The sequence below is a fragment of the Enterobacter cloacae complex sp. P14RS genome (assembly GCF_014895895.1).
Classification (GTDB): Bacteria; Pseudomonadota; Gammaproteobacteria; order Enterobacterales; family Enterobacteriaceae; genus Enterobacter; species Enterobacter bugandensis.
Genome location: NZ_JADBQM010000011.1, coordinates 11,111 through 36,193, shown reverse-complemented (window position 1 = coordinate 36,193; position 25,083 = coordinate 11,111). Strand labels below are relative to the sequence as shown.

Annotated in this window: 21 protein-coding genes and 1 pseudogene; 11 read left to right on the top strand and 11 right to left on the bottom strand. The window is 59.5% G+C overall.

Features of this window, described 5'->3' with window-relative positions:
• Positions 1-61 precede the first annotated feature (61 nt).
• On the top strand, positions 62-316 hold the full coding sequence (locus IM295_RS09455; RefSeq protein ID WP_193066594.1) for a DUF4282 domain-containing protein: 255 nt from the start codon (positions 62-64) through the stop codon (positions 314-316).
• 94 nt (positions 317-410) lie between these two features.
• Here IM295_RS09455 and IM295_RS09450 read toward each other — a convergent pair whose 3' ends face one another.
• Complete coding sequence (locus IM295_RS09450) at positions 411-572, bottom strand: DUF1127 domain-containing protein (RefSeq protein ID WP_048959778.1); 162 nt, start codon at positions 570-572, stop codon at positions 411-413.
• Between the two features lie 176 nt (positions 573-748).
• On the opposite strand from IM295_RS09450, the gene IM295_RS09445 reads away from it, so the two are divergent.
• A complete protein-coding gene (locus IM295_RS09445) occupies positions 749-2,164 on the top strand; it encodes a PLP-dependent aminotransferase family protein (protein WP_041911335.1) in 1,416 nt (471 codons plus the stop codon).
• 79 nt (positions 2,165-2,243) lie between these two features.
• Here the strand turns inward: IM295_RS09445 and foxA are convergent, their stop codons facing one another.
• The 3 genes from foxA to IM295_RS09430 all read right to left on the bottom strand — a co-directional run bounded on the left by foxA (position 2,244) and on the right by IM295_RS09430 (position 5,799).
• Positions 2,244-4,352 carry a ferrioxamine B receptor FoxA gene (gene foxA, locus IM295_RS09440; RefSeq protein WP_112792168.1) on the bottom strand — a complete coding sequence of 703 codons (2,109 nt, stop codon included), beginning with the start codon at positions 4,350-4,352 and terminating at the stop codon, positions 2,244-2,246.
• Positions 4,353-4,473: 121 nt separating this feature from the next.
• Positions 4,474-5,427, bottom strand: a complete 954-nt coding sequence (locus tag IM295_RS09435; RefSeq protein WP_045259553.1) for an AraC family transcriptional regulator — start codon at positions 5,425-5,427, stop codon at positions 4,474-4,476.
• Positions 5,428-5,565: 138 nt separating this feature from the next.
• Positions 5,566-5,799 carry a DUF2171 domain-containing protein gene (locus tag IM295_RS09430; protein WP_028015371.1) on the bottom strand — a complete coding sequence of 78 codons (234 nt, stop codon included), beginning with the start codon at positions 5,797-5,799 and terminating at the stop codon, positions 5,566-5,568.
• A 220-nt stretch (positions 5,800-6,019) separates the two neighbouring features.
• Here IM295_RS09430 and IM295_RS09425 point away from each other — a divergent pair, with 220 nt between their 5' ends.
• Positions 6,020-6,208 (top strand): hypothetical protein, encoded by a 189-nt coding sequence (locus IM295_RS09425; RefSeq protein ID WP_028015370.1) that lies wholly within the window; start codon positions 6,020-6,022, stop codon positions 6,206-6,208.
• A gap of 38 nt (positions 6,209-6,246) precedes the next feature.
• Here IM295_RS09425 and IM295_RS09420 read toward each other — a convergent pair whose 3' ends face one another.
• Together IM295_RS09420 and IM295_RS09415 are read right to left on the bottom strand one after the other, a co-directional pair.
• Complete coding sequence (locus IM295_RS09420; protein WP_047367254.1) at positions 6,247-7,368, bottom strand: cupin domain-containing protein; 1,122 nt, start codon at positions 7,366-7,368, stop codon at positions 6,247-6,249.
• Between the two features lie 135 nt (positions 7,369-7,503).
• Positions 7,504-8,109: pseudogene (locus IM295_RS09415) on the bottom strand (ATP-dependent Clp protease proteolytic subunit); the annotation flags it as partial.
• An 85-nt stretch (positions 8,110-8,194) separates the two neighbouring features.
• Here IM295_RS09415 and IM295_RS09410 point away from each other — a divergent pair.
• Complete coding sequence (locus tag IM295_RS09410; protein ID WP_028015367.1) at positions 8,195-8,581, top strand: VOC family protein; 387 nt, start codon at positions 8,195-8,197, stop codon at positions 8,579-8,581.
• Positions 8,582-8,760: 179 nt separating this feature from the next.
• On the top strand, positions 8,761-9,378 hold the full coding sequence (locus tag IM295_RS09405; protein WP_063942937.1) for a response regulator transcription factor: 618 nt from the start codon (positions 8,761-8,763) through the stop codon (positions 9,376-9,378).
• 3 nt (positions 9,379-9,381) lie between these two features.
• On the opposite strand, the gene IM295_RS09400 is transcribed toward IM295_RS09405, so the two are convergent.
• The 5 genes from IM295_RS09400 to IM295_RS09380 form a co-directional block, all read right to left on the bottom strand.
• Positions 9,382-14,964: an ATP-binding sensor histidine kinase gene (locus tag IM295_RS09400; RefSeq protein WP_193066593.1), complete on the bottom strand. Its 5,583-nt coding sequence runs from the start codon at positions 14,962-14,964 to the stop codon at positions 9,382-9,384.
• 9 nt (positions 14,965-14,973) lie between these two features.
• On the bottom strand, positions 14,974-15,354 hold the full coding sequence (locus IM295_RS09395) for a response regulator transcription factor (protein ID WP_028015364.1): 381 nt from the start codon (positions 15,352-15,354) through the stop codon (positions 14,974-14,976).
• 23 nt (positions 15,355-15,377) lie between these two features.
• A complete protein-coding gene (locus tag IM295_RS09390; RefSeq protein ID WP_028015363.1) occupies positions 15,378-15,638 on the bottom strand; it encodes a XapX domain-containing protein in 261 nt (86 codons plus the stop codon).
• Positions 15,635-15,856: a DUF1427 family protein gene (locus IM295_RS09385; protein WP_028015362.1), complete on the bottom strand. Its 222-nt coding sequence runs from the start codon at positions 15,854-15,856 to the stop codon at positions 15,635-15,637. Before IM295_RS09385 ends, IM295_RS09390 begins: the two co-directional genes overlap by 4 nt.
• Positions 15,857-15,917: 61 nt before the next feature.
• Positions 15,918-16,604: a hydrolase gene (locus tag IM295_RS09380; protein ID WP_023331928.1), complete on the bottom strand. Its 687-nt coding sequence runs from the start codon at positions 16,602-16,604 to the stop codon at positions 15,918-15,920.
• 219 nt (positions 16,605-16,823) lie between these two features.
• Here IM295_RS09380 and IM295_RS09375 point away from each other — a divergent pair, with 219 nt between their 5' ends.
• The 6 genes from IM295_RS09375 to IM295_RS09350 all read left to right on the top strand — a co-directional run bounded on the left by IM295_RS09375 (position 16,824) and on the right by IM295_RS09350 (position 25,066).
• Positions 16,824-18,695 (top strand): amidohydrolase, encoded by a 1,872-nt coding sequence (locus IM295_RS09375; protein WP_136343902.1) that lies wholly within the window; start codon positions 16,824-16,826, stop codon positions 18,693-18,695.
• On the top strand, positions 18,695-19,102 hold the full coding sequence (locus IM295_RS09370; RefSeq protein WP_126300261.1) for a DoxX family protein: 408 nt from the start codon (positions 18,695-18,697) through the stop codon (positions 19,100-19,102). The genes IM295_RS09375 and IM295_RS09370 overlap by 1 nt, the downstream gene beginning before the upstream one ends.
• Positions 19,099-20,718, top strand: a complete 1,620-nt coding sequence (locus tag IM295_RS09365) for an MFS transporter (RefSeq protein ID WP_192971554.1) — start codon at positions 19,099-19,101, stop codon at positions 20,716-20,718. Before IM295_RS09370 ends, IM295_RS09365 begins: the two co-directional genes overlap by 4 nt.
• A 30-nt stretch (positions 20,719-20,748) precedes the next feature.
• On the top strand, positions 20,749-21,570 hold the full coding sequence (locus tag IM295_RS09360; protein ID WP_193066592.1) for an alpha/beta fold hydrolase: 822 nt from the start codon (positions 20,749-20,751) through the stop codon (positions 21,568-21,570).
• A gap of 131 nt (positions 21,571-21,701) precedes the next feature.
• A complete protein-coding gene (locus tag IM295_RS09355; protein ID WP_136486727.1) occupies positions 21,702-23,765 on the top strand; it encodes an McrB family protein in 2,064 nt (687 codons plus the stop codon).
• Positions 23,762-25,066 (top strand): McrC family protein, encoded by a 1,305-nt coding sequence (locus IM295_RS09350; protein ID WP_032608430.1) that lies wholly within the window; start codon positions 23,762-23,764, stop codon positions 25,064-25,066. Before IM295_RS09355 ends, IM295_RS09350 begins: the two co-directional genes overlap by 4 nt.
• The last annotated feature ends 17 nt before the right edge of the window (positions 25,067-25,083 follow it).

The window sequence follows — 25,083 nt, the reverse complement described above, 5'->3', positions numbered from 1 at the left end:
TAGCACCATTTTAAAATATCGATATAATCTGATGGCTTTTTACATTTCTAAGGAAAAGAAAATGAAATCAATTTTGGGATTTGATTATTTATTAACACCACGCGTGCTGGTCTTATTTTACTGGATCGCCATGCTGCTTATTTTTGCAGGCGGTGTGTATACCATGTTCAGCGACCATCTCATCACCGGCTTTTTCGGTACGGTATGCAGCCTGGTCGGATGCCGCGTGATGTTCGAACTGATTATGGTTGCGTTCAAGAACAACGAATATTTGCGCCGTATCGCTGAAAACACGTCCGTAAAATCTGCCGAATAATCCGCTTGTTATATGCCGGGTGGCGGCTACGCCTTACCCGGCCTACGCTCTTCTGTAGACCCGGTAAGCGTAGCGCCACCGGACAACCCTATCCTCATACATCATATCGCGATAACCCAACGTCCTTGAGCTGCTCGTCGCTCATCTGGCTCAGGATGCGGCGGGTCCGGTTGATGCGATACCAGTTGCGGATCGTTTTGCCGATCCAGACAAATACGACGAACGGACGTTTTGAACGGTTTTCGTAGAATTCCATAATGCTCTCCTCACTGTGCCAGTGGGGTTATCATCCTGGAAATCGACCTGCGCAATACAGATGCAAAAACAACTTTTGTTTAACATACAGATCCGCTAAAACGGTATCTGCATGCCGGTTTTTGCGGCAATCTGTACTGGTTTAATAATCTGTATGGTGAAAATAAAGGATACAGCATGACACGCTATCAACACCTGGCCAACCTTCTGGCAGAACGCATTGAACAAGGGCTGTATCGCAGCGGCGAGCGTCTGCCGTCGGTGCGCGCCCTGAGCCAGGAGCATGGCGTGAGCATCAGCACCATACAGCAGGCCTACCAGATCCTCGAAAACCTTCAGCTGATCACCCCCCAGCCGCGCTCCGGCTATTTTGTCTCGAAACGCAAAGCCCAGCCGCCCGTCCCGGCGATGACGCGTCCGGTGCAGCGCCCGGTGGACGTCACCCAGTGGGATGAGGTGATGATGCTGCTGGACGCCCGCGCCGACAAAGAGATGATCTCCTTTGGCGGCGGCTCGCCGGACATTAACCAGCCGAGCCTGAAGCCCCTGTGGCGCGAGATGAGCCGCCTTGCGCAGCATAACCCAAGCGAGATGCTGAGCTATGACGTGCTCGACGGCCGCCTTGAGCTGCGCGAGCAGATCGCCCGCCTGATGCTGGACGGCGGCTCTACCGTCTCGGCAAGCGACATTGTGATCACCAACGGCTGCCACGGCGCGCTGTCGATCGCCCTGCTCTCGGTGTGCAAGCCGGGGGACATCGTGGCGGTGGAATCGCCGTCGTTCCACGGCACCATGCAGATGCTGCGCGGGTTTGACATCAAGGCGATTGAAATTCCCACCGACTCTGAAACAGGGATCAGCATCGAGGCGTTAGAGCTGGCAATGGAGCAGTGGCCGATCAAGGCGGTGATCCTGGTGCCCAACTGCAATAACCCGCTCGGGTTTATCATGCCGGAAGCGCGGAAAAAACAGGTTTTAGCCCTCGCCCAGCGGCACGATATCGTGATTGTGGAGGATGACATTTACGGTGAGCTGGCGGCGGAGTACCCGCGCCCGCGCACCATTCACTCGATGGACATCGATGGCCGCGTGATCCTCTGCAGCTCGTTTACCAAAACCGTGGCGCCGGGCCTGCGCGTCGGCTGGATTGTGCCGGGACGCTATTACGACCGGGTGATGCACATGAAATACGCCGCGGGCGGGTTTAACGTGCCGGGCACCCAGATGGCGGTGGCGGCGTTTATTCGCGACGGCCATTACCATCGCCACGTGCGCCGTATGCGCCAGATTTATCAGCAGAATATGGAAACCTACACCTGCTGGGTGCGGCAGTATTTTCCGGCAGAGATTTGCGTCACGCGCCCGCAGGGGAGCTTCCTGCTGTGGGTTGAGCTGCCGGAGAAGGTGGATATGGTGTGCGTCAGCAAGCAGCTGTGTCGGCTGAAGATCCAGGCGGCGGCCGGGTCGCTGTTTTCCGCCTCCGGGAAGTACCGCAACTGCCTGCGGATCAACGTGGCGCTGCCGCCGACGGATAAGCATCGCGAGGCGTTGAAGAAGATGGGCGAGGCGATTGTGATTGCGATGGAGGAGTAGTACGTTTTTTTGCGCCGGTGGCGCTACCGAATAGAGTAGGCCGGGTAAGGCGAAGCCGCCACCCGGCAAAATCAACGACTCAGAACTTCCACGAAACGCTGCCCACAATGCTGCGTTCTGCGCCGAAGTAGCAGTAAGAGAGCGAGTTACACGCCGCAACGTAGCTTTTGTCCGTCAGGTTATTGACGTTCAGCTGCGCACTCACGCCCGTGAGCCCCACTTTCGACAGGTCATATCCCACGACCATGTCCACCAGCGTGTACGATGGAAGCGTATGGGTGTTCTGGCGATCGCTGGCGATCCCGTTGACATAGCGCACGCCGGAGCCGACGGTCAGGCCGTCCAGCGGGCCGGTTTTGACGTCGTAGCTCAGCCAGGCGCTGGCCATGTTACGCGGGGCATAGACGGCGCGCTTGCCCTCCTCTTCCGGGCTGCTCTTCTTATAGCGAATATCCGTGTAGGTGTACGCCGCCTGCATACGCAGGCTGTCGGTCAGCTGACCAATCGCCTCCAGCTCAACGCCTTCGGATTCGATTTCACCGATGGAACGGTACGGATCGGTCGGCTCCTCTTTGGTGGCAATGTTCTTCTGGTTGATGCGGAACACCGAGGCGCTGAACTGGCTGTTCATCCCTTCTGGCTCATACTTCACGCCCGCTTCCCACTGCTTGCCCTTCATCGGATCCAGGATATTGCCCTGCTCGTCAGCAAAGCTGGTCGGCGTAAAGGCGGTGGAGTAGCTGACGTACGGCGCAACGCCGTTATCAAACAGATACAGCAGCGCCGCGCGGCTGCTGAAGTTGTTTTTATCCAGATCGCTGCGGGTGTGGTTGAAGTTGTCGACGTTCGACACGCTCACCTGGTCGTAACGCCCGCCGAGCGTCAGGCGCCAGCGGTCAACGGACATCTGATCCTGTAGGTAGTAACCGGTCTGGCGAAGCTTATGCTTTTCCCTGCTGTACTGGGTGATGTAGTCCGGCTTCGCACCGTAAACCGGGTGGAAGGCGTCAATCGGCGGGAAGCCGCCATAGTAGCCGGTCACGTTGTTGGTGCGGTCCTGATAGTCCATGCCGATCAGCACGCGGTGGTTCACCGCCCCGGTGTCGAAGCTGCCGTCGACCTGGTTATCCAGGGTGATGGCGTTCATCTTCTCGTCAGAGCCGGAATAGCCGCGGTTCAGCTCGGTGTCATTCAGCCAGCCTGCGGCATACACCTGGTTCAGCTCCACTTTGGTGTGCAGGTAGCGCAACTTCTGGCGCACGGACCAGCCGCTGTCAAACAGGTGCTCAAGGTTATAGCCGACCATGTTTTCCCGACGATCGTACTTGTCGTAATCGTCTTCGCCTTCAAAGAACGTGTTGGAGATTTTCTTCCCGCTGTGCGGCACAACGGTGCCCTCGTACGGCAGGCCGGAGTGGCTGCCGCCTTCCGGATCGCGGTGCAGGTAGGCCATCAGATCCAGACGGGTGTTATCGGTGATACGCCAGGTCAGGCTCGGCATCAGCGCGTAACGCTCTTCCTTCAGCGGATCGAACTGGGAATCGGCATAGCGGGTCATCCCGCTGAGGCGCACCGCCACGCGGTCATTGTCATCAACCGGGCCGGTGACGTCGAACATCGCCCCACGCTGGCTATTGTTCCCGGCGAAGAGCTTGATCTCCCCGCCCGGATCGAACGACGGCTTACGGGAGGTAAGCGCCACAATCCCGCCAGGCGATGAACGGCCATAGAGCACGGAGGCCGGACCGCGCACGACTTCGATACTGTCCAGGAACCACGGATCAACCACCAGCGAGCTGTGGGAGTTGGTGTCGCCCATCATCTTCAGGCCGTCCAGGTAGACGTTGTCCAGGCTGCCGTCAGAGAAGCCGCGCAGCACCATGTAGTCAAAGCGGTTAGACGCCCCAATCTGGTTGCTGTAGACCCCCGGCGTGTAGCTCACGGCCTGCCGCACGCTGGTTGCGCCCTGCTCTTCGAACTGCTCGCGCGTGACGATAGAGACCGACTGCGGAGTTTCAATATCCGGCGTTTCAAGCTTGGTGGCCGCAGACTGCATCTGCGAGGTCACCACCACGGTGTCAGTTTTTTGCGCATCCTGCGCCAGTAAAGGAAAAGCGACGCTACCGGTAACCCATCCCACCAGCAGTGCCAGACGCGATTTAGCAAACATAACCCTCTCCAGAGATATTTCTTATTGTTAATAAGAATTATTACCTTTTTGAGAGTGCAAACGGCTATGCGCGCCGCCAGGTTACGTATGCGCGATGCTAAACCGCACGGGATGCGTTCGCGCGATGGGCGAAATTACGTTAGCGGAGTTTGCGCACGTCGCCCGGAGAAATCCCGTAATGACGACGAAACGCGGTGGCGAAGTTGGTAGCATGCTGATACCCGCACATCCAGGCCGCCTGCTGCACGCTGTGGCCTTCCAGAAGATAGCGGCGCGCCAGCGCAAGGCGACAGTCGCGAAGATAATCGAAGAGGGTGCAGCCGTAGCGCTGACGGAACTTGCTGCGCAGGCTGCTTGGGCTCATTGCAGCCAGGGCTGCCAGCTGCGCGAGAGTATGATCCCGTTCAGGAGACTGTTCCAGCATGCTCCGTACGCGTTCCAGGCGCGCATGCTCAGGGCGGCTCGGGCAGGGCTGCTGGCGCTGGTTCAGGCCGTGGCCGAGCAGCTGGTACATCAGCCCCTCCAGCAATAGCTTACGCGCGAGCATGCTTCCCCTCTGCTGCTGCGCATGCTGAATGCCTGACATAACAAACTCGGGAACGTGCCAGACAAACGTGGGTGTATTCAGGTTTTGCCATTCCAGCAGCAGTGACTCAAGCAGGGCTTCTCGCCCGGCTTCATGCGGGTACACGCCAAACGAGAGCGTTTTCAGCGCGCTGTCGGCGTCGTGACGCGCACTCATCACCTGTTCCTCACTCAGACGGGCGCTGAACGCCATGCCGGGACGAACGTGATAGTCGATGCCATTGAGCGCGATCGTAACGCACCCTTCCAGAACTACCAGCATATAGAGCGGGCTGCTGTGGCGGGATGTGGTTTCGTAGGGTTGTAATACATGCACGTCGGAGTGGGTCAGCGAAATGCCGGACGAGAGCGTCATCTCTTCCACATTCCCCTGCAACACCGGGCTGCCGCTGATCTGCTCCCCTTTTAACAGCGGGAAACGGTAGTCGATGCCGTAGCGCTCGCCGAATACCTGAAAATCCTCAACAAAAAATATGCGTTTCGCTGATCTATTTTCACTCTGGAGCATAATTCGGGGCCTGCATCGGGAAAAGGACAGGCAAAACAGTACCATCCCTTTGCCATATCAGCAATCACCGGGCGCAGACACTATTACGCTCCGGACAAAGCCGGAGCGAAGATATATATTTCTTTACGAGAAATATATTTATGCTTCCTGCCACTCAGCAAAAACCTCTTTATGGTTTTTGGTCAGGATAACTTTATTATCTTCGACCTTATCGACCCAGCCGAGAGGAATAAAGTGGTGCTTGCCGCCTGATTCAGGGTCACTCTTCGCAAGCTTGATACGCTCGCCGTCTAAATGGTCCACAACCCCGACGTGCGTTCCGCAGCTGGCGACAACCTGAGTGTGATCCTTAATTGCGCTTTTATCTACCATAATCATTCTCCTGTTTCGGTTATTTGCCTGTTGCACGAAAAATAACTGTAGCGCATAAATTCAGGCTTAAAAGGCTTATTAGCATTTTGAAACATCATTGACAGAATGGAATATGATGTCTATTTAACGCCGAAGTGAAAAAATAAGAATGAGATGAATTATTTCCGACTGATTATTTCCCGATCATAATTAAATTATCGCAACCAACGAGGAGGTATTTATGACGATTCGCAACAATAATCGGGCAGAAATTTCGCTGGCTCTTGGTGAAGCGGTCCTGGACATCGTGCAAAAAGGCCATGAATTATCGCGAGAGAATCTCGCCCAGGCGATGAAAATCAAAGCGGAGAAAGAGCGCGACGACGAGCGGCTTTTGAACTACTGGAAGGCGTGTAATATGCTGGTTTGAACGTAGCGGCGTTTAGGCTGACTAAACGCCGCCTCATGTTACTCGTCGAAGTACCAGTACCCCTGGTTAATCAGCCCGGTGAGTTCGTCAACAAACGCCGGGTTTTTCAGCGCGTCGCCCAGCTCGGCCTGGCCGAGCTCGGTGTAGCGGCACAGCGCATCCGCGCCCTTCGCGTCTACCGTCTCCAGCTGTTCACTGTTGATGAAGACGCTGCCGTTAACGTTCAGCACGCGCAGGCCGCTCAGGCGCGACAGCGTTTCGCCGCCCTGCAGCGCGTCGAGCACCTCGTCTGCCGAATACGGCGGCTCGGCGGCGGCGATATCCAGCTCGTGGCGCGGCGTGGAGACGAAGCTGCCAAACCATTTCGTGAAATCGTCCGGCTTGCTAATCATGTCGATCATCATCTGACGGATACGATCGAGCTCGTACTGCTCCACGCGGCCCGGGTGTTCGCGGCAGGTCAGATCCGGATCGCTATAGTGCTCGCCGCCCAGATCGTTTTCCAGCGCGTAATCGGCGAAGCTGCTGATCAGATCGCGGCCGTTCGGCCCGCGGAAGCCGACGGAGTAGTTGAGCGCGGTTTCATGGGTGAAGCCGTCGTGCGGGAATCCAGGCGGAATATAGAGGATATCGCCCGGCTCAAGATCTTCGTCGATGATCGGCTCAAACGGATCCACGTGCAGCAGCGCCGGATGCGGGCAGAACTGACGCATCGGCAGCTTGTCGCCCACGCGCCAGCGGCGGCTGCCCATCCCCTGAATGATAAACACGTCGTACTGATCGATATGCGGACCCACGCCGCCGCCCGGCACGGAGAAGGAGATCATCAGATCGTCCAGACGCCAGTCCGGCAGGACGCGGAACGGACGCACCAGCTCTGCGGCGGGCATATGCCAGTGGTTCACCGCCTGCGCCAGCAGCGACCAGCCGGTTTCGCCCAGACCGTCAAAGTGCTCAAACGGACCATTGCTGGCCTGCCATTTGCCGTTAGCGTGGCTCACCAGACGGCTATCGACTTCCGGCTCCATCGCCAGGCCTGCCAGCTCGTCCGGGGTAATCGGGTCGACAAAATTCGGGAAGGCATTTTTCAGCACTACGGGTTGTTTTTGCCAGTATTTCTCAAGAAATTCCGGCCAGTTCAGGTTCAATTGATACGCCATGGGTAGCACCAGTGAGAGGGGAAACAGGCGCGATTATAGGCAAGAAGGCAGAGGGGGAACTTGTCATGGGTCAAACGAGCGCGCGTAGGTCGGGTAAGGCGAAGCCGCTACCCGACACGTACACGGCGGTAAAACTTAATCCAGGTTCAGCTCGTCGTAATGGGTAATCAGTTTGCCCACGATGCCGTAGTCCAGCGCTTCTGCCGGAGACATCCAGTAGTTGCGGTCGGTGTCTTTTTTCACTTTTTCCAGCGGCTGGCCGGTGGCATCAGCGATCAGCTTGTTGACGCGATCCAGCATGCGGATGATCTCGCGCGCTTCGATCTCAATATCCGTCGCCTGACCGCGCACGCCGCCCAGCGGCTGGTGGATCATAAAGCGGGTATTCGGCAGCGAGTAGCGGTGCTCTTTTTTCGCTGCCAGGAAGATGGTGATCCCGGCGCTTGCCACCCAGCCGGTGCCGATAACGTGCACTTCCGGGCGGATGAACTTGATGAAGTCGTGAATGGTGTCACCCGCTTCCACGTGGCCGCCCTGGCTGTTGATGTACAGCTTGATCGGATCGTTGCTGACGCTTTGCAGCAGGATCATCTGGGTAATGACCTTCTGCGCCAGCTCCTGGTTGATCTCGCCGGAGATGACAATCGAACGGGACTCCAGCAGTTTTTGCTGCAGAGCGCCCGCGCCGCTTGACCCTTCCGCTTTGTCCTTGTCGCTTTCTTTCAGTGTGTAGTGCATTGTTGTTTCCTCAGCTTGTCGCGCTCAAAACCAGAGTGTAGCCTGTTTTATCGGTGAAAGTCCTCACAGACAAATAACGAGGGATCTTATGAATATTGCACATGTCGCACTCTGGACCCGCAGCCTTGAAGCCCAGGTTCAGTTCTGGGAAACGGTGTTTAATGGCCGCAGTAACGAACGCTACGTCAGCAAAAACCGTCCGGGGTTTGAATCCCATTTTATTACCCTGGATGACGGGCCGACCCTCGAGCTAATGACGCTGCCGGACCTGCCCGACGCCCCGTCGCACCCGGAGTTTATCGGCTGGGCGCATATCGCCATTAACGTCGGCAGCAAGGCAAAAGTGGACAGCATGGCCGAGCGGGCGCTGGCAAACGGCACGCTGCTCAGCGCCCCGCGCATGACCGGGGACGGCTTCTATGAAGCGGTAATCGCGGACCCGGACGGCAACCGCATCGAGCTTGTCGGTGCATAAAAACAGCGTTTCATTCCTTCACCGCCCCCGCCCCGGCTCGCTATACTTCATATGGTTATCATATTGTTAAATGATAATGATATTTAATGTGTTAAGATGAAAGTCAGCATAAACAGTCTCTTACGCCACCGTTGGGACTGTTTGCATCCTCGACATTTAAATCAGCACCGGGGCGGTGAATGGAACACATTGTGTATGTGGTTGATGACGATGACGCGGTCAGGCAGTCCGTAATCGGGCTGCTGGAATCGGCAGACTTAAACGCCATCGGCTTTTCATCAGCAGAAACGTTTCTTCAACACCGGTTTGAGGATCTGCCGTCGTGCGTGATCCTCGACATGCAGATGCCCGCCATCTCTGGCTTCGAGGTGGCGGACGCGCTCAAAGACAGCGGGCGCGAGATCCCGATTATTTTTCTCACCGGCCACGGCACTATCCCGATGTCGGTGCGCGCCATCAAAGGCGGCGCGTACGAATTTCTCACCAAGCCCGTTGAATCCGCCGCGCTTATCGACGCCATTGCGTCCGCACTGCAGCTGGCGGAAAACAACGCCGTGCGCAATAAAGAGCACTACGCCCTGAAGCAGCGCCATCTGTCCCTCACGCCGCGCGAGCACGAGGTGCTTGAGCTTGCCATCACCGGCAAGCTCAACAAGCAGATTGCCGCCGAGCTGGGCGTCAGCGAGATCACGGTGAAGGTGCACCGCCGCCGCGTGATGGAGAAAATGCAGGTGCGCTCCGTGGCCGAGCTGGTCAGGGCCGTTGAGCGCCTGACCAAAAGCCAGCCCGCGGAGTAACGTTTACCCTTCCTGCGCGGCCAGCGGCAGCGCGAAGGTAAACGCCGTGCCGTGCGGTTCCCGGCGGCGCGCGCTCAGCTTTCCGCAGTGGCGCTCGATGATGCTGGCGCTGATGGTCAGCCCCATCCCCATCCCCTGCGGCTTGGTGGAGTAGAACGAGTCAAAAATCTGCTCCAGCCGTTCGGGCTCAATGCCGCTCCCGGTATCGGCGATCTCAACGATCACTTTCCCGTCCGCGTTGGCGGTGCTGAGGATGATGGTGGTGGCGCGATCCCTCACCTCGGCCATCGCTTCTACCGCATTCATCACCAGATTCAGCAGCACCTGCTGGATCTGCACGCTGTCCCCGGTGATAAAGCTGTCGCTGGCGTTCAACAGATAATCAACGCTAATGTGTCTCTGCTCCAGCTCGCTGCGCGAAAGCGTGATGATATGGTGGATCAGGTAGTGCATATCGATGCGCGAGAAGGTGGGATCCTGCTTGCGCGTCAGGGACTGGATGCTGCGAATGATCTCCCCCGCACGCGCGCCTTCCGCGGCGATCTCCTCCAGCCCTTCGCGCACTTTATCCAGGCGGGCGGGCTCGCGGCTGAGCCAGCGCAGGCTCGCCCCGGCATTCGAGACGATGGACATCAGCGGCTGGTTGATCTCGTGGGCGATGGAGGAGGTCAGCTGCCCAACGGTGGTGGCGCGGGAAACGCGCGCCAGATCCGCCTGCGCCACCCGCATAGCATCTTCCGCGGCGCGCTGGCTGGTGATATCGGTAATGATGCCGTAGTACTCGTTCACCTCGCTGCCCACCCCCACCGGATCGCCAATTCCGAGGATGTAGCGCGTTGAGCCGTCGGTGCGCTTAATACGAAACTCCGCACGCATGGAGAGCCCGTCGCGCACGCTCTGGGTGACGATGGCGCTGATGCGGGCGTAATCGTCCTCGTGGACGAAGGTTAAAAACTCCGCCATGGAGATCATCTTTTGCTGGTCGGGCAGGCCGAGAATGCGGGCGTACTCTTCCGAGACAAACATCAGATCCTGCTCCAGCTCCCAGCGCCAGCTGCCGGTGTGGCTGATCTGCTCGCCCAGCATCAGCGAGGTCTGGCTGGCGCGCAGCTCTTTTTCCACCCGGCGGCGCTGAATATTCTCCGCCAGCAGCTCGGCGTAGAGCCGCGCCGTCTCCAGGGATACCGCTGCCTGCGCGCCCAGCAGGCTGACCACGCGCGAGTGCTCGGCGGTGAAGACCTCCGGCATCAGGCGGTTTTCCAGGTAGAGCACGCCCACCAGCCGCGCCTGTTTGAACATCGGGACGCACATCACCGCCGCCCCCGAGGTCACCAGATAAGGGTCCTGGCTGAAGGGATGAAACTCCTCCGGCTTGCCGGTGCGGATCTCCTGCCCGGTGCGGATCACCGCAGCCAGCACCGACAGCGGCATGTCGGTCGCCATCGGCACGTCTTTCAGGATCCGCACCCGCACGCCGTCGGTGCTGGTCCAGGCGCTGGCCTCGATCTCCGGGATCAGGTTATCGCTCACGCGAAGCAGCAGGCCGCGCTGCGCCCCGGCGCGTTCGAGCAGGATGGTCATCAGGTTTTCAATCAGGCGCTCAAGATTGATCTCTTCCGACAGCGCGCGGGAAGCCTTGATCACGCTCTGCAGATCGCGGATCGTCTCGTTCTGAGCAAACGCCACCGTGTCGTAGGCGCTGGCCTGCCCGGAGGCCAGCAGGTGCGGGAAATCCTGCTCCAGCTGGCGCACCTTGGCCTGCGCGCCCGCGCGGCCCCAGGCGGCAATCGAGCCGCGGAAGTGCGCGTCTGATGCGGTCGGGTAGCCGCAGGCCAGCGCAAAGCGGCCCGCCAGCTCGTGGGCCAGGGCGTTAATCGGGTTAAAGCCACCCTCGCGGGAGAGCCGGACCGCCTTCTCATACTGCTCAAGCGCAATGCTGTTCATCCCGTCCAGACGGACAATTTCGGCGTAGATCAGCGCCTCTTTATCCGCGAACGTGCCGGGATTAATGCGCGCCCAGAGGGCGATTTTGTCGTAGTGAGCGTGAATGCTGCGGCGGTGATTCGCCGAAAATGTCTCCGGCGTCAGCTGACGTGAGAGCGCCAGCGCGCTGTAGAGATGGTAATCCAGCAGATGGATGTGGCCCGGCGCAGACCACGCGTACCAGCCCGCCATCTCAAGATCCGCCTGCGCGTCGGTATACTCGCCGCAGGTAAAGTGCGCCATGCCGCGGTAGAGCCAGTACCAGAACAGCATGGTGGAGGTCTGCTCCGGGGCCTGCTCCGGCGACGCGGGAAGCAGCTCCTCGGGCAGCGCCTGCGACGCGGTCCAGGTGCCGATCGTCGGCGTGCGCAAAAACTCCACGAAGGTGCGCTGGAGCATCAATATGGTCTCCACGTCCTGGAAGTGGGTTTTACGTACAAACGCCAGGCCGCGATCGATGCTGGTCAACACTCCGTCCAGGTGATCGCCCCGTGAGAGGAAGTTAATGACCTGATGGCAGGCGGCAAAGCAGGCCACCGTCATATCGCCGTGGGTAACGGCGGCGGTGAAGCAGGCTTTTGCGCACTCGATGGTGAACGACAGCGGCTGGGTCCAGACGCTGAGCTGGTCGAGGGGCAGCAGGGTTTTGGCTTCAAACGCGTCGTAGCCGTGGCGGTTCACCAGCTCGCGGGCCAGGGTGCCGTACTGGAACCCGAGGCGGTACTCGGCGTAGCGCTGGCCAATCAGCACGCCAAACCAGGCCATCGCCGTGGTGGAGGCGCCAGTGATGCCGTGGTCGAGGGTCAGGTGCATCATGCGGCAGAGCAGCAAAAAATGCAGGCGCGGGCAGATGAAGCTGGCGCAAATGCTGGCGCTGTAGAGCAGGTTCATCACCGCTTCGGTTTCCGGGTTATCCATTCGCGACAGCTGGGCAAAAAGGCTTTGCGGCGCGTCGGCCGTGCGGTTGCAGAAGTGTTCCCAGGCCTCGTCGCAGTCGGCATCTTCCGGGTGGCGGCCAATCTGAATACCGAAAATCCCCAGCCAGCAGAGCGCCGCCTCCAGCGCCAGACGGCTGTCCGACTGGCGAATGTACACCTCCACCAGCAGGTTGGCCGCCAGCGCCTTTTCGGTCAGCCCGCCGGGACAGCCGAGGATGGCGTCACACAACTCGCGGGTGCGCTCCAGGTGCCCCAGAGCAAACTCGCAGCCCGCCTCTTCGATATCAAGCATAAAGTCTGACACCGTTCCGGCGTTGCCCAGCGCTCTGGCGGTCTGGATATAGCTGAGCGCCGATGGATAATCCCCCGAACGCTTTGCCCGTCGTGCGGCCAGCAGGCTCAGCTCGCGGAACATCTGGCGCTGCGGCGCGGGCTGGATGCAGTCCAGCGCAGCCGTGACGTGGTGAACGGCGCGAAACAGCAGTTCGTTCCCCGCGGCCTGACGCGCGGCATCGGCCAGCAGGCTGGCGGTGGTCAGGTGAAGATGGCTTTTCTCATGCTGATCCAGCATCGCAAAGGCCGCCTCCTGCACCCGGTCGTGGGTGAAGGCGTACTCTTTTTCCGTCAGCACAATGAGCTGGGCCATCACCGCCGGATGCAGCGCATAGCGCATTTCCGCCATCGACATGCTGACCACCCGGCAGATCATCTCCATCTCGCCCGTGCCGCCGAGGCAGGCGAGGCTGCCCAGCAGGCGGCGCGTCTCGTCGGGCAGCTCTTCGAGCTGCTCCAGCACCAGGGTAACGACGTTTTCGGTGTAGTGCCGGGCGCGGATCGCCTGCAGATCGTAGTGCCACTTATCCTGATATTTGTTGTGCACCACCAGCCCGTCATCCACGATGCGGCGGAAAAACTCGTGCACAAAGAGCGGGTTGCCCCCGGTTTTCTCGTGGATCAGCGTGGCGAGGTCGGTCGTCGCCGCGCTGCGGGCACGAAATATCGTCGCCAGCCAGCGCGCCACCGCCTTCACGGACAGCGCCTGCGGGACAATTTCAGTCGCGTTTTGCGCCGCCTCCGGCAGGCTCGCCAGCTGCTGTTGCAGCGTCGGTTCAGACAACGAACCGATATCGCGGTGGGCGACCACCAGCAGCAGCGGGATAGCGCCGCAGGTCACCAGCAGATGTTTCAGCGTATGCAGGCTGGCCGCGTCGCTCCACTGGAGATCGTCGAGCACCAGCACCAGCGGGCAGCCCTGAGAAGCAAAGGTTTTTACCAGCGCCAGCACCATATGGCTGAAGCGCGCCCGGGCATCAATGGAAAACGTATCCGCCGAGTAGCGCGGCTTGCTCTCAAGGAGCAGCCCCAGCTCGGGCACCAGGCTGACGGCCAGCGCTTCGTACCCCTCCAGGGCGCGCGACAGGCGGATTTTCCACTTCGCCACCTCTTCCGCGGGCAGCCCCAGCAGGTGCAGCGTCAGGGTGCGGAACGCGGAGCTTAATACGCCGTAGGGCAAAGACGGCGAGAACTGATCGACTTTCCCCACCGCCAGCAATACCTGACGCTGCTGCAGCGTTTTGAGCGCCGTCGCGATGATGGACGATTTGCCAATCCCCGACGGCCCGCCGATCGTCACCAGCTCCGGCACCAGGTTCTGCCCCACCCGCTCAAACGCGGCAATGACGTCATTCGCCTGCGGATGCGTCGCGAACAGGGAGTCCGCCAGATGGATCGCGGGAGTGCGGTCCTGCTGGCCGGGGGTAAAGGCGACGATCTCGCCCTCACAGGTCAGCGTCGCCTGGCAGCGGCGGAGGTCGGCAATCAGCCCGTCGACCGTCTGGTAGCGGTTATCGGGGTGCTTCTCCAGCAGCTTGAGGATGATGGTCGACAGCATTCCCGGCACGTCCGGACGAATCACGTCCGGGGCCAGCGGCTCCGAGGCAATATGGTAGTGCGCCCAGTTGGTTTGATCGTCCTCCCCCAACTCAAACGGCAGGCGTCCGGTCAGGAGTTCATACAGCACCATGCCGAGGCTGTAGAGATCGCTGCGGCCGTCAACGGGACGCCGGGTGCGGGTGGTGTGCTCCGGCGACATATACGCGGGCGTACCGCCTGAAACGGCAAGCCGGGCCTGGGAGAAGGCACCGGAGAGGCTGCAGGAGAGGCCAAAGCTGCCCAGACGGCAGGTGGCATCGTGATGAACAAAAATCGCGCCGGGCTTGATATCGCCGTGGATCAGGTTTTGCAGGTGCATCTGGCGCAGGGGAACGCAGATCTGGATCGCCATCTCAATAAAGCGCGAGATCCCCGAGATCGCCCTGCCCGCGCGCCGCGCCAGCAGCTCAAACGCAAACGGCGCATACACCAGCGCGAAACGTCCCCGGTACTGGGTGGAGGCAACGGCGCGGATGGCCCAGCTGTCCTGCAGCACGTCACGCAGCGCAAATTCGTTTTTTAGCAGCCGCGTGGCCCGCTCTTCCTCTTCGTCGCTCACCGCGGTGGCAATGATGAACGAGCCGCCTGAATGGGGATGGCGCGCGTGCATCCAGGCGATACCGCCCTCCTGCGCCAGCACGGTAAAAATCACATCCTCTTTAAGGACAAAAACCCGCCCCTGGTGAAGATTCCCCTGGGCGGGCCAGAATGCAGGCTGCTCGTGTTCGTTCATCCGCGATCCTTATCGTCGGCGGGCCAGCTCCCGCTGTATATGATCCAGCAGAATATCGATGTTAATGGGTTTACGCAAAAATGCAGCGGCGCCCAGGCTAAGAGCGTACCGCTGCATATTTTCATCAGCATGACCGGAGATAAAGATCACGGGCGGTGGGGGGACGGCCAGCAGCCGCAGCTTGTCAAACAGCTCCAGGCCGCTCATGCCCCGCAGCTTGATATCGGCGATCACCAGCGCCGCGCCGGACAGGGCGAGCGGATGGCTCAGAAACACCTCTGCCGAATCAAACGTATCGGCGGCATACCCTTCCGACTCCAGGAGATTACTCAGCCCGCTGCGGACGGAACGTTCGTCATCAATGATGGCAATGCGCCACGGCAGCGTCATGCTGTCTTTCCTCAAAAAAATCATTAAACGTCGCGATCGTCCTTCGCGGGCGCAGGGGGCGCCGTGCCGCTGATTTTCGGCACGCATTCGTGACGAAACCAGGCGAGGGTAAACGGTTCGCGACTCAGTAAACGCCGTCCCACCGGGATGAGCTGTTCACCCACCAGCATGCCAAACAGGCCAAGCAGGGCGACAACCGGCGGTGCCGGGGAATGAACGTCGAGCAGGGCGTAAATTACCCCAGCAACCACGCCGCACACCAGCGAAATTATCCATGCTCTCATGACGTCGCTCCCGTCTGCGATTTCACCTGCGGAACCGTCACCTGAGGAGGCGGCGCGCCGTCGCGGGATAACAGATGGCGCGTCGCCTGTTCACCCGCCAGCATCCCCAGCAGGCCAATCAGCGCCAGCGCGGGCGGCGCGGGGGAGCGCACCTTCAGCACGGCATACATCAGGCCAATCAACACGCCTGCGGCAAGGGATATCAGCCCAGTACTCATTGTGAACTCCAGAGAAAAAGGCAGCGGCGAGCCGGATGAGGGACCAGCCCGCCAGCGGAACTTAGCGAGCCGGGACCGGCGCTAAGGTGCGGTGCTCGCTCTTCTGGCGAGACGGTGCTTTGTGCACCATGGTGTAGGCGTAATCCACGCCCATGCCGTACGCGCCGGAGTGTTCGCGCACGATATCCATCACCGCGGTGTAGGTTTCTTTACGCGCCCAGTCGCGCTGCCACTCCAGCATCACCTGCTGCCAGGTCACCGGGATCACGCCTGCCTGGATCATGCGCTGCATCGCGAAGTCGTGGGCTTCTTTGGAGGTGCCGCCGGACGCGTCCGCCACCATATAAATTTCGTAGTCGCCTTCCAGCATCGCGCACAGGGCAAAGCTGTTGTTGCACACTTCGGTCCACAGGCCGGCAACCACCACCTTCTTCTTGCCGTTAGCCTTCAGCGCGTCGCGCACCTTCTGGTCGTCCCAGGAGTTCATGGAGGTACGCTCCAGAATGTCCTGGCCCGGGAACACGTCCAGCAGCTCCGGATAGGTGTTACCGGAGAAGCTTTCTGTCTCAACGGTGGTGATGATGGTCGGGATGTTGAACACTTTGGCCGCTTTCGCCAGCGCCACGGTGTTGTTTTTCAGCACCTGGCGGTCAATAGACTGCACGCCAAACGCCATCTGTGGCTGGTGATCGATAAAGATGATCTGACAGTTCGCAGGGGTTAACACTTCGAGCTTTGAAGAGGTCATAGCATTTTCCAGTGGTTAAGGGTAGAAATCGCCGCGAGCGCCGCGACGATAAAGTCACCCTCATCCTGCGATTTTCCGTCGCCGCGCGTAATTATCTCTTCGTATAGTTAACCTTAGGTATAGTTATACTTTGGTATACCTATCCTATTGTATAACTGGATCTTTGCCGAAACCGGTTCCCATAATCCTGACCATTCCCCCTCTCAGTCAGGAGCAGTTATGGTTACCCTCGGTAAAGCCGATCTTATTCTGGTTAACGGCCAGTTTCACACCGTCGATCGCGAGAACCCTGTCGCGGAAGCCGTTGCCGTGCGCGACGGAAAATTTCTGGAAGTGGGTACCGTCGCCGAGGTGATGCAGCACCACTGCGACGGCACTAAGGTGGTGGATTTGAAAGGCCACACCGCGATCCCCGGCCTGAACGACTCGCACCTGCACCTGATCCGCGGCGGGCTGAACTACAACCTCGAGCTGCGCTGGGAAGGCGTGCCGTCCCTGGCCGACGCCCTGCGGATGCTGAAAGAACAGGCCCTGCGCACCCCGTCGCCCCAGTGGGTGCGCGTGGTGGGCGGCTGGAGCGAGTTCCAGTTTGCCGAGCGCCGCATGCCGACGCTGGACGAGATTAACGACGCCGCGCCGGACACCCCGGTCTTCATTCTGCACCTGTACGACCGCGCTCTGCTCAACCGCGCCGCGCTGAAGGTGGTCGGCTACACCAAAGAGACGCCGAACCCGCCGGGCGGCGAGATCCAGCGCGACGCCAACGGCAACCCGACCGGGATGCTGATTGCCCGTCCGAACGCCATGATCCTCTATGCCACGCTGGCGAAAGGGCCGAAGCTGCCACTGGAGCAGCAGGTCAACTCCACGCGCCAGTTTATGCGCGAGCTGAACCGTCTGGGGCTGACCAGCGCCATCGACGCGGGCGGCGGCTTCCAGAACTACCCGGAAGATTACGAGGTGATTGCCGAGCTGCACGAGAAAAAGCAGATGACCATCCGCATCGCCTATAACCTGTTTACCCAGCGTCCGGGCCACGAGCTGGAAGACTTTGAAAAATGGACCGACATGCTCACGCCGGGCCAGGGCAGCGACTTCTTCCGCCACAACGGCGCGGGCGAGATGCTGGTCTTCTCCGCCGCCGATTTTGAAGACTTCCTCGAGCCGCGCCCGGACCTCGCGCCGGGCATGGAGGACGAGCTGGAGCGCGTGGTGCGCCATCTGGTGGAGCACCGCTGGCCGTTCCGCCTGCACGCCACCTATAACGAATCCATCAGCCGCATGCTGGACGTGTTCGAAAAAGTTAACCGCGACATTCCGTTCAACGGCCTGCACTGGTTCTTCGACCATGCGGAAACCGTTACCCAGGCCAACATCGACCGCATCAAAGCGCTGGGCGGCGGTATTGCCGTCCAGCACCGCATGGCCTTCCAGGGGGAGTACTTTGCCGAGCGCTATGGCATCGAAGCTACCCGCCACACGCCGCCGGTGGCAAAAATGCTCGAGACCGGCGTGCCGGTGGGCTTAGGGACGGACGCCACCCGCGTGGCGAGCTATAACCCGTGGACCGCGCTCTACTGGCTGGTCTCCGGCCGCACCGTAGGCGGGATGCAGATGTACGATCATAGCGCCCGTCTGGATCGCGATACCGCCCTGATGCTCTGGACCCAGGGCAGCGCGTGGTTCTCCAGCGAGCAGAACCAGAAGGGGCAGATCAAGGTCGGCCAGCTCGCCGACCTGGCGGTGCTCAGCAAAGACTACTTCCGCGTGCCGGAAGAGGAAATCAAGGGCATCGAGTCCGTCCTGACGGTGGTCAACGGCGACATCGTCTACGCCGCAGGCAGCTTTGGCCCGCTCGCGCCACCGGCCATTCCGGTTCTGCCCGAGTGGTCGCCGGTGGTGAAAGTGCCGGGTCACTACCGCAGCGCGCCGCCGCAGGCCGCCCGCGTGGGCATGAGTGTGGCTCACCACTGCAGCGGCCCGTGCGGGGTTCACAGCCACCAGCATGATTTCGCCCGCACGTCAGAGATGCCGGTATCCGACGATAACGCTTTCTGGGGGGCGCTGGGCTGCAGCTGCTTTGCATTCTGATGAAAAACACTACTATGCCACCTCGGGTCGACCTGGGGCTGTTCTTCCTGCGCCTCACCGGCAGCCTGCTGCTGCTCTACGTGCACGGCCTGCCGAAGGTGCTGCACTTCAGCGAAGAGCTGACGCGCATTGAAGATCCGTTTGGCTTCGGGCCTTACGCGAGCCTGATCCCGGCGATCGTCGCCGAGGTCATCTGCCCGCTGTTGATCATTGCGGGCGTCTACACCCGCCTGGCGTGCCTGCCGATTATCGCCGTGCTGCTGGTGGCGATGCTGGCGGTACACCCGGACTGGTCGATTGCCGAAGGGCAGTTTGGCTGGCTGCTGCTGATTATCTTCACCACTCTCGCCCTCACCGGGCCGGGCCAGTGGCGGCTGCAGCGTAAGGCAGCGGAGAGGTTCGCATGACCCAGGTTAACGACGTTCGCGACGCACACGTTGAGACGACGCCCACGCGGGCGGTTTCGCCCTGGCAGCCGCTGAGCCAGCCGGTGTTCCGCATGCTGTGGATCGCCACGGTGGTCTCTAACGTCGGCTCATGGATGAGCGACGTCGGCATCAACTGGAGCATGCTCACGCTCAGCGCCGACCCGCTGGATATCGCGCTGGTGCAGGCCGCCAGCAGCCTGCCGATGTTCCTCTTCGCCCTGCCGTCCGGGGTAATGGCGGACATCGTTGACCGGCGTAAATACCTGCTCTTCTCCCAGCTGTGGGTGTTCATCGCCGCCGCCGGGCTGACGGTGCTCTCCTTCACCGGACACGTCACCCCTACCGTTCTGCTGGTGGCGACGTTCCTGCTGAGCGTGGGCGCGGCGATGAGCTCGCCGCCGTTCCAGGCCGTGGTGCCCGATCTGGTGAGCAAGCCGGAGCTGGGTGCCGCCGTGGCGCTGAACTCGCTCGGGGTGAACATCAGCCGGGCGATTGGTCCCGCGCTGGGCGGTTTTCTGCTTTCGCTCGCAGGGCCGTGGATGGTGTTTGCCCTGAACGCGCTGTCCGTGGTGGGCGTGGCGTGGGTGCTGTGGCGCTGGCGTCCGGCCCCGTCCGTGCAGCGCCTGCCGCCGGAACACTTCTTCTCCGCGGTGCGCTCCGGCATTCGCTACGTGCACGCCGCGCCGGTGCTGCGCAACGTGCTGGTGCGCACCGTGGCCTTCTTCGTTTTCGGCAGCGCGGGCTGGGCACTGCTGCCGCTGGTGGCGCGCCGCGAGCTGGGCTTAGGCCCGGCAGGCTACGGCGTGATGCTGGCGTGCATTGGCCTGGGCGCCATTGCCGGGGCGATCCTGCTGCCGCGCCTGCGCCAGCGGCTGAACGCCGATCGGCTGATGGTGGCCGCGAGTCTGGTTTTTGCCCTCACCATGCTGGCGCTGGCGTTCGTGCGCCACGTCTGGCTGCTCAACCTGTTTGAGTTCTTCACCGGCTTCGCGTGGATTGCGGTGCTCTCCACCCTCAATCTCGGCGCACAGCGCAGCGCCGCCCGCTGGGTAAAAGCCCGGGCGCTGGCGGTTTATCTGACGGTCTTTTTCGGCTCGATGACCACGGGCAGCGCCATCTGGGGGCAGATCGCCTCGCAGTTTGGCACCCCGACCTCGCTGGTTGTCGCCACGCTGGGGATGGTGCTGGCAAGCGCAACGGTGTTCCGCTGGAAGCTGGAGAAAGATCCTGATTTAAACCTCGACCTGAGCGGCCAGCCGCTGGACGGCGTGGAGATTGAGCTGCCGAACGAGCGCGGCCCGGTGCTGGTGTCGCACGAGTACATCATCGACCCGCAGAACGCGAAAGCCTTCCTGGAGGCGGTACACGAGCTGCGCCGGGTGCGCCGCCGCGCCGGGGCGATGAGTTGGGCGGTATATGAAGATATTGAGCGCCCCGGCCTGTTTATTGAGACCTTCCTGATGGGCTCGTGGATTGAGCATCTGCGCCAGCAGGAGCGCCACACCATGAATGACCTCCTGCTGCAGAGCCGCGTTCTGGCTTTTCATCAGGGCACAACATCACCGGCAATTCGCTATCTGGTCGCGCCGGTATAACCATAACCATCACCTGTACAGGAACACACTATGGCAACGTTTAAGGCAAAAGACGGCACGCAGATTTACTACAAAGACTGCGGCGCGGGCAAACCGGTTCTCTTCAGCCACGGCTGGCCGCTGGACGGCGACATGTGGGACAGCCAGCTGAACTACCTGGCCGAACGCGGCTTCCGCGCCATCGCCTTTGACCGTCGCGGCTTTGGCCGCTCGGATCAGCCGTGGAACGGCTACGACTACGATACCTTTGCGTCCGACATTAACGACCTGATCACCACCCTGGACCTCCAGAACGTGACGCTGGTGGGCTTCTCCATGGGCGGCGGCGACGTGACCCGCTACATCAACAACTACGGCAGCGCGCGCGTGGCCGGTCTGGCGCTGCTGGGTGCGGTCACGCCGATCTTCGGTAAATCCGACTCCTTCCCGCAGGGTGTGGATCAGAGCGTGTTCGACGGCATTCGCGACGGACTGCGTAAAGATCGCGCCCAGTTCATCAGCGACTTCGCGACGCCGTTCTACGGCATCAACGCCGGGCAGACCGTTTCCGCCGGCGCCCTGACCCAGACGCTGAACATCGCCCTGCTGGCATCCCTGAAGGGCACCATCGACTGCGTGACCGCGTTCGGCGAAACCGACTTCCGCCCGGATATGGCGAAAATCGACGTGCCGACGCTGGTGATCCACGGCAGCAACGACCAGATCGTGCCGTTTGAAAGCACCGGCAAGCTGGCGGCAGAGATGATTAAAAACGCCACGCTGAAGGTGTACGACAACGCCCCGCACGGCTTCGCGCTGACCCACCAGGATCAGCTCAACGAAGATCTGCTGGCGTTTGTGAAGTCGCTGTAAGTCTGAGGGCTGACGCCAATGGCGACAGCCCCCTTATCGCCTCAACCCACCTGAACAAGCAGTGACACTATTCAGATTAATCCTATAAAATACTGACCTTTACCGCCTTTACCCGACTTCCGGAGTTTGTGATGGTTCAGGATCGCACCGCGTTAGCCCCCTTCTTTAATGAGCATATCAATAACAACAGCCGATACAGCCCTAAATGGGGGCCAGCCTATCACCAGATGGTCAAACGCGTAGCGACAGAGCGGCCCGAGTTTCGTGATCAAAGCCTTATCAAGGCACTTTGGTATGAACGCTCCAACGGCGTCGCCAGCATTAAACAGGGTGGAATGTCGCAGAACGAATACAATGCGGCCCAGATTCACCTGCGGGAAATCACAACCCTGATGGCACAGGGCTGCACCCCGGCCGTATATGAAAAGGTGGTCAACAAGCTACAGGCGCTTAAGGCCAAATCCATTCTCAAGAAACAGTACTGGGCGTTGTGTCACCGGGCTTTTGCCACGCTGTACCCTGAGCGGGTTTCGAACGTGGTAAATACCAAAATGTTTTCCCGCATTTATAACTACTGTAATAACCGCTTCGGGCTTGGGCTCGCCGGGAAAGGGACGTGGTTTGAAAAAAACCTGGAGCTGAAGGCGGCTCTGAACCGCGAGCTGGGCGGCCATGTAGACCCTGTCGAACTCAATATGTCGCTGTGGCATCTCTACACGCATTTCATCAAAGATAAGAGCGATATCGGCCTGGTAGGTAGCGAGTCCTGGGCCGAAGACGACGATCAGGATACGGATGAGAGCGTGGCGGATGTTCCACTGAACGTCATTCTCTATGGCCCTCCGGGGACGGGTAAAACCTATTCCACCGTTGAGCATGCCGTCCGCGCCTGTGAACCCGCTGAGTATTCCCGCCTGCTGGATGGCCTTCAGGGCAGTGATTACCGAAACGCACTTAAAACGCTTTATGACCGGCTGGTCTCCGAACAGCGCATCCGCTTTGTCACTTTCCACCAAAGCTTTGGTTATGAAGAGTTTATTGAAGGGCTACGCGCCGATACCACCCGTGACGGTAACGTTCGCTATGACATTAAATCCGGCGTCTTTAAGCAAATCTGTGAGGATGCAGCGTTTGGTTACGCAGGTGAACAGCTGGCGCTGAACGAGGCGCTATCAAAGTTTCAAAAAGAACTGCTGAATGGCGAAGCCGCCACGCTCAAAACGACATCAGGTAAACCGTTCGGCGTCACCTATAAAAGTGAAACGAACTTCGGCATCTTCCCTTTAAACAGCAAAAAAGGGGATCTGGGGAATGGATACAACGCCTACGTGAAGGACATCAAAGCCTGGTATCAGAACAACGGGATTGATATCCACAACGAGTCGTATGTCCGGGGTATCCTCAACTATCTTCATGATAATTATAATCTTCCCGTCACACCGAAAAAAAATGCACCGGCAAAACGCCAGAACTACGTGCTGATTGTTGACGAGATTAACCGTGGCAATATCTCCAAAATTTTCGGAGAGCTCATCACCTTAATTGAGAAATCCAAGCGCATGGGTGAACCCGAGGCCCTGAGCGTGACGCTACCCTATTCGGGCGAAAAATTCAGCGTGCCAAACAACCTGTTCCTGGTCGGCACCATGAATACCGCGGACCGTTCCCTGACCGCTCTGGACACCGCCCTGCGCCGCCGCTTCGAGTTCAAGGCCATGCTGCCGAAAGCCTCCATTCTGGAAGGCCACGTCATCAAAGGTATCGATCTCAAACGGCTACTGCAGATGCTCAATGAACGCATTGAGGCGCTGTACGATAGCGAGCACACGCTCGGGCACGCTTTTTTCATACCGGTAATTGAGACGGAGGACGATGACATTGCTTTCGCCCGTCTGCAGCGGGTGATGAAAAATAAAGTACTGCCGCTGCTGGAGGAGTACTTTTACAACGACTGGCAGAAAATTCGTCTGGTCCTTGGAGATAACCAGAAGCAGGATCCCGCCCTGTGCTTCATCCGTTCGATCAAAAACGAGGGAAATATTCAGCGGCTGTTTGGAACGGATGCATCGGACGATCTGCAGGAAGAGGGAGAGCGCTATCACCTTGCAGGCGAAGACGATCCTGTCTGGAATAATGCCATCGCCTGGCGTCAGATTTACGATGCAGGTGCGCGAGGCGCGGAGAACGACGAATGACCGGGCGGCGGCAGTGGTCCACCTTTGAATACGGTTATTTGGTCAGTAAAGAGGACAGCGGCCGGGTTAAGGACGCAGTGGAGCTTCCTCCGGCCTGTTTTGCGTGGCTGGAGCAATGCTGCCTGAACGACGATGCGGAATACGACGCGCGCCTGCTGACGCTGAAAACGGTCGGGCGCGTGAAGGTGCTGCAGGTGAAAAACTATGTCGGCGTCATTGCGCTGCCGGGAGGAGCGTTCATCGAGGTGTTGCCAAAGACCGGCCATGATAACGCCCGCGAACAGCTGATGATGATGCTGCGCACGCTGAAAACCTTCCGGCACATCGCCACAACCTCCGCCAGTATCAAAACCTCGCGCATGCCGCTGATGGATATCTTTATTCATCAATTTATCCAGAGCGTCCAGGCGGTCCTGCAGCAGGGTCTTAAGCGTGACTACCTTCGCCAGCAGGAGAATCTACCGTGGATGAAGGGAAAACTGCGGGTTTCAGCACAACTGTCGACAAATAGCGTTCGCCGGGATCGCTTTCAGGTGGAGTATGACGAGTACAGTGTTGACCGACCGGAGAACCGCATTCTCAAAACGGCCATCGATACGGTTTCGCGCCTGACCCGCAACCCTCAGCTCATCCAGCAGCTTCGCCCCTTGCAGTCGGCCTTCGAAGGTATTCCTCCCGTTGTTGATACCGCTCACGCGTTCGATCTGGTTCGCCTCGACAGGCATATGCATCACTATGAACAGGCGCTGGAGTGGGCCAAATTGATCCTACACGGGGAGTCACCACTTTGTATGCAGGGTCATGCTGATGCCATATCGCTGCTCTTTCCAATGGAAGCGGTATTTGAATCCTTTGTTGCGGCGTGGATGAGGCATCATCATCATCAACGTTACCAAATTGATACCCAAGCAAAAACACACACTCTGGCTCGCTATCACACCAGGTATATGTTTAGACTCAAGCCGGATATCTGGCTTCGCCCGTATGACACGTCGAAACATTCTTCAATTATTTGCGATACGAAATGGAAAAAGATTAAGCCTCATAAACCTGGCTTTAACATTTCGCAAAGCGATCTTTACCAGATGCTGGCCTACGGAACGAAATATCTCGATAGCCGCGGCGATATGATCCTGATTTACCCGCAGCATGACGGTTTTAGCGATGCGCTTCCCCATCCCTTCGAACTTCATAAGCCGGACAGCCATGCGCTACGTTTGTGGATCGTCCCTTTTACCATCGGAACCAGTATTCAGAGCTCGATACTCCACCTCCCCGAGTCCCTGAAGCTGCGGAATTAGAAGCAGACGCCTGCAAA

Coding starts and splice junctions, on each gene's coding strand:
- IM295_RS09395 (WP_028015364.1), bottom strand. CDS start 15,354: ATGACGCTGCCGTGGCGCATTGCCATCATTGATGACGAACGTTCCGTC.
- IM295_RS09390 (WP_028015363.1), bottom strand. CDS start 15,638: ATGAGAGCATGGATAATTTCGCTGGTGTGCGGCGTGGTTGCTGGGGTA.
- IM295_RS09450 (WP_048959778.1), bottom strand. CDS start 572: ATGGAATTCTACGAAAACCGTTCAAAACGTCCGTTCGTCGTATTTGTC.
- IM295_RS09410 (WP_028015367.1), top strand. CDS start 8,195: ATGAATATTGCACATGTCGCACTCTGGACCCGCAGCCTTGAAGCCCAG.
- IM295_RS09375 (WP_136343902.1), top strand. CDS start 16,824: ATGGTTACCCTCGGTAAAGCCGATCTTATTCTGGTTAACGGCCAGTTT.
- IM295_RS09430 (WP_028015371.1), bottom strand. CDS start 5,799: ATGGTAGATAAAAGCGCAATTAAGGATCACACTCAGGTTGTCGCCAGC.
- IM295_RS09435 (WP_045259553.1), bottom strand. CDS start 5,427: ATGCTCCAGAGTGAAAATAGATCAGCGAAACGCATATTTTTTGTTGAG.
- IM295_RS09370 (WP_126300261.1), top strand. CDS start 18,695: ATGAAAAACACTACTATGCCACCTCGGGTCGACCTGGGGCTGTTCTTC.
- IM295_RS09350 (WP_032608430.1), top strand. CDS start 23,762: ATGACCGGGCGGCGGCAGTGGTCCACCTTTGAATACGGTTATTTGGTC.
- IM295_RS09360 (WP_193066592.1), top strand. CDS start 20,749: ATGGCAACGTTTAAGGCAAAAGACGGCACGCAGATTTACTACAAAGAC.
- IM295_RS09400 (WP_193066593.1), bottom strand. CDS start 14,964: ATGAACGAACACGAGCAGCCTGCATTCTGGCCCGCCCAGGGGAATCTT.
- IM295_RS09405 (WP_063942937.1), top strand. CDS start 8,761: ATGGAACACATTGTGTATGTGGTTGATGACGATGACGCGGTCAGGCAG.
- IM295_RS09385 (WP_028015362.1), bottom strand. CDS start 15,856: ATGAGTACTGGGCTGATATCCCTTGCCGCAGGCGTGTTGATTGGCCTG.
- IM295_RS09455 (WP_193066594.1), top strand. CDS start 62: ATGAAATCAATTTTGGGATTTGATTATTTATTAACACCACGCGTGCTG.
- IM295_RS09425 (WP_028015370.1), top strand. CDS start 6,020: ATGACGATTCGCAACAATAATCGGGCAGAAATTTCGCTGGCTCTTGGT.
- IM295_RS09365 (WP_192971554.1), top strand. CDS start 19,099: ATGACCCAGGTTAACGACGTTCGCGACGCACACGTTGAGACGACGCCC.
- IM295_RS09445 (WP_041911335.1), top strand. CDS start 749: ATGACACGCTATCAACACCTGGCCAACCTTCTGGCAGAACGCATTGAA.
- IM295_RS09420 (WP_047367254.1), bottom strand. CDS start 7,368: ATGGCGTATCAATTGAACCTGAACTGGCCGGAATTTCTTGAGAAATAC.
- IM295_RS09380 (WP_023331928.1), bottom strand. CDS start 16,604: ATGACCTCTTCAAAGCTCGAAGTGTTAACCCCTGCGAACTGTCAGATC.
- IM295_RS09355 (WP_136486727.1), top strand. CDS start 21,702: ATGGTTCAGGATCGCACCGCGTTAGCCCCCTTCTTTAATGAGCATATC.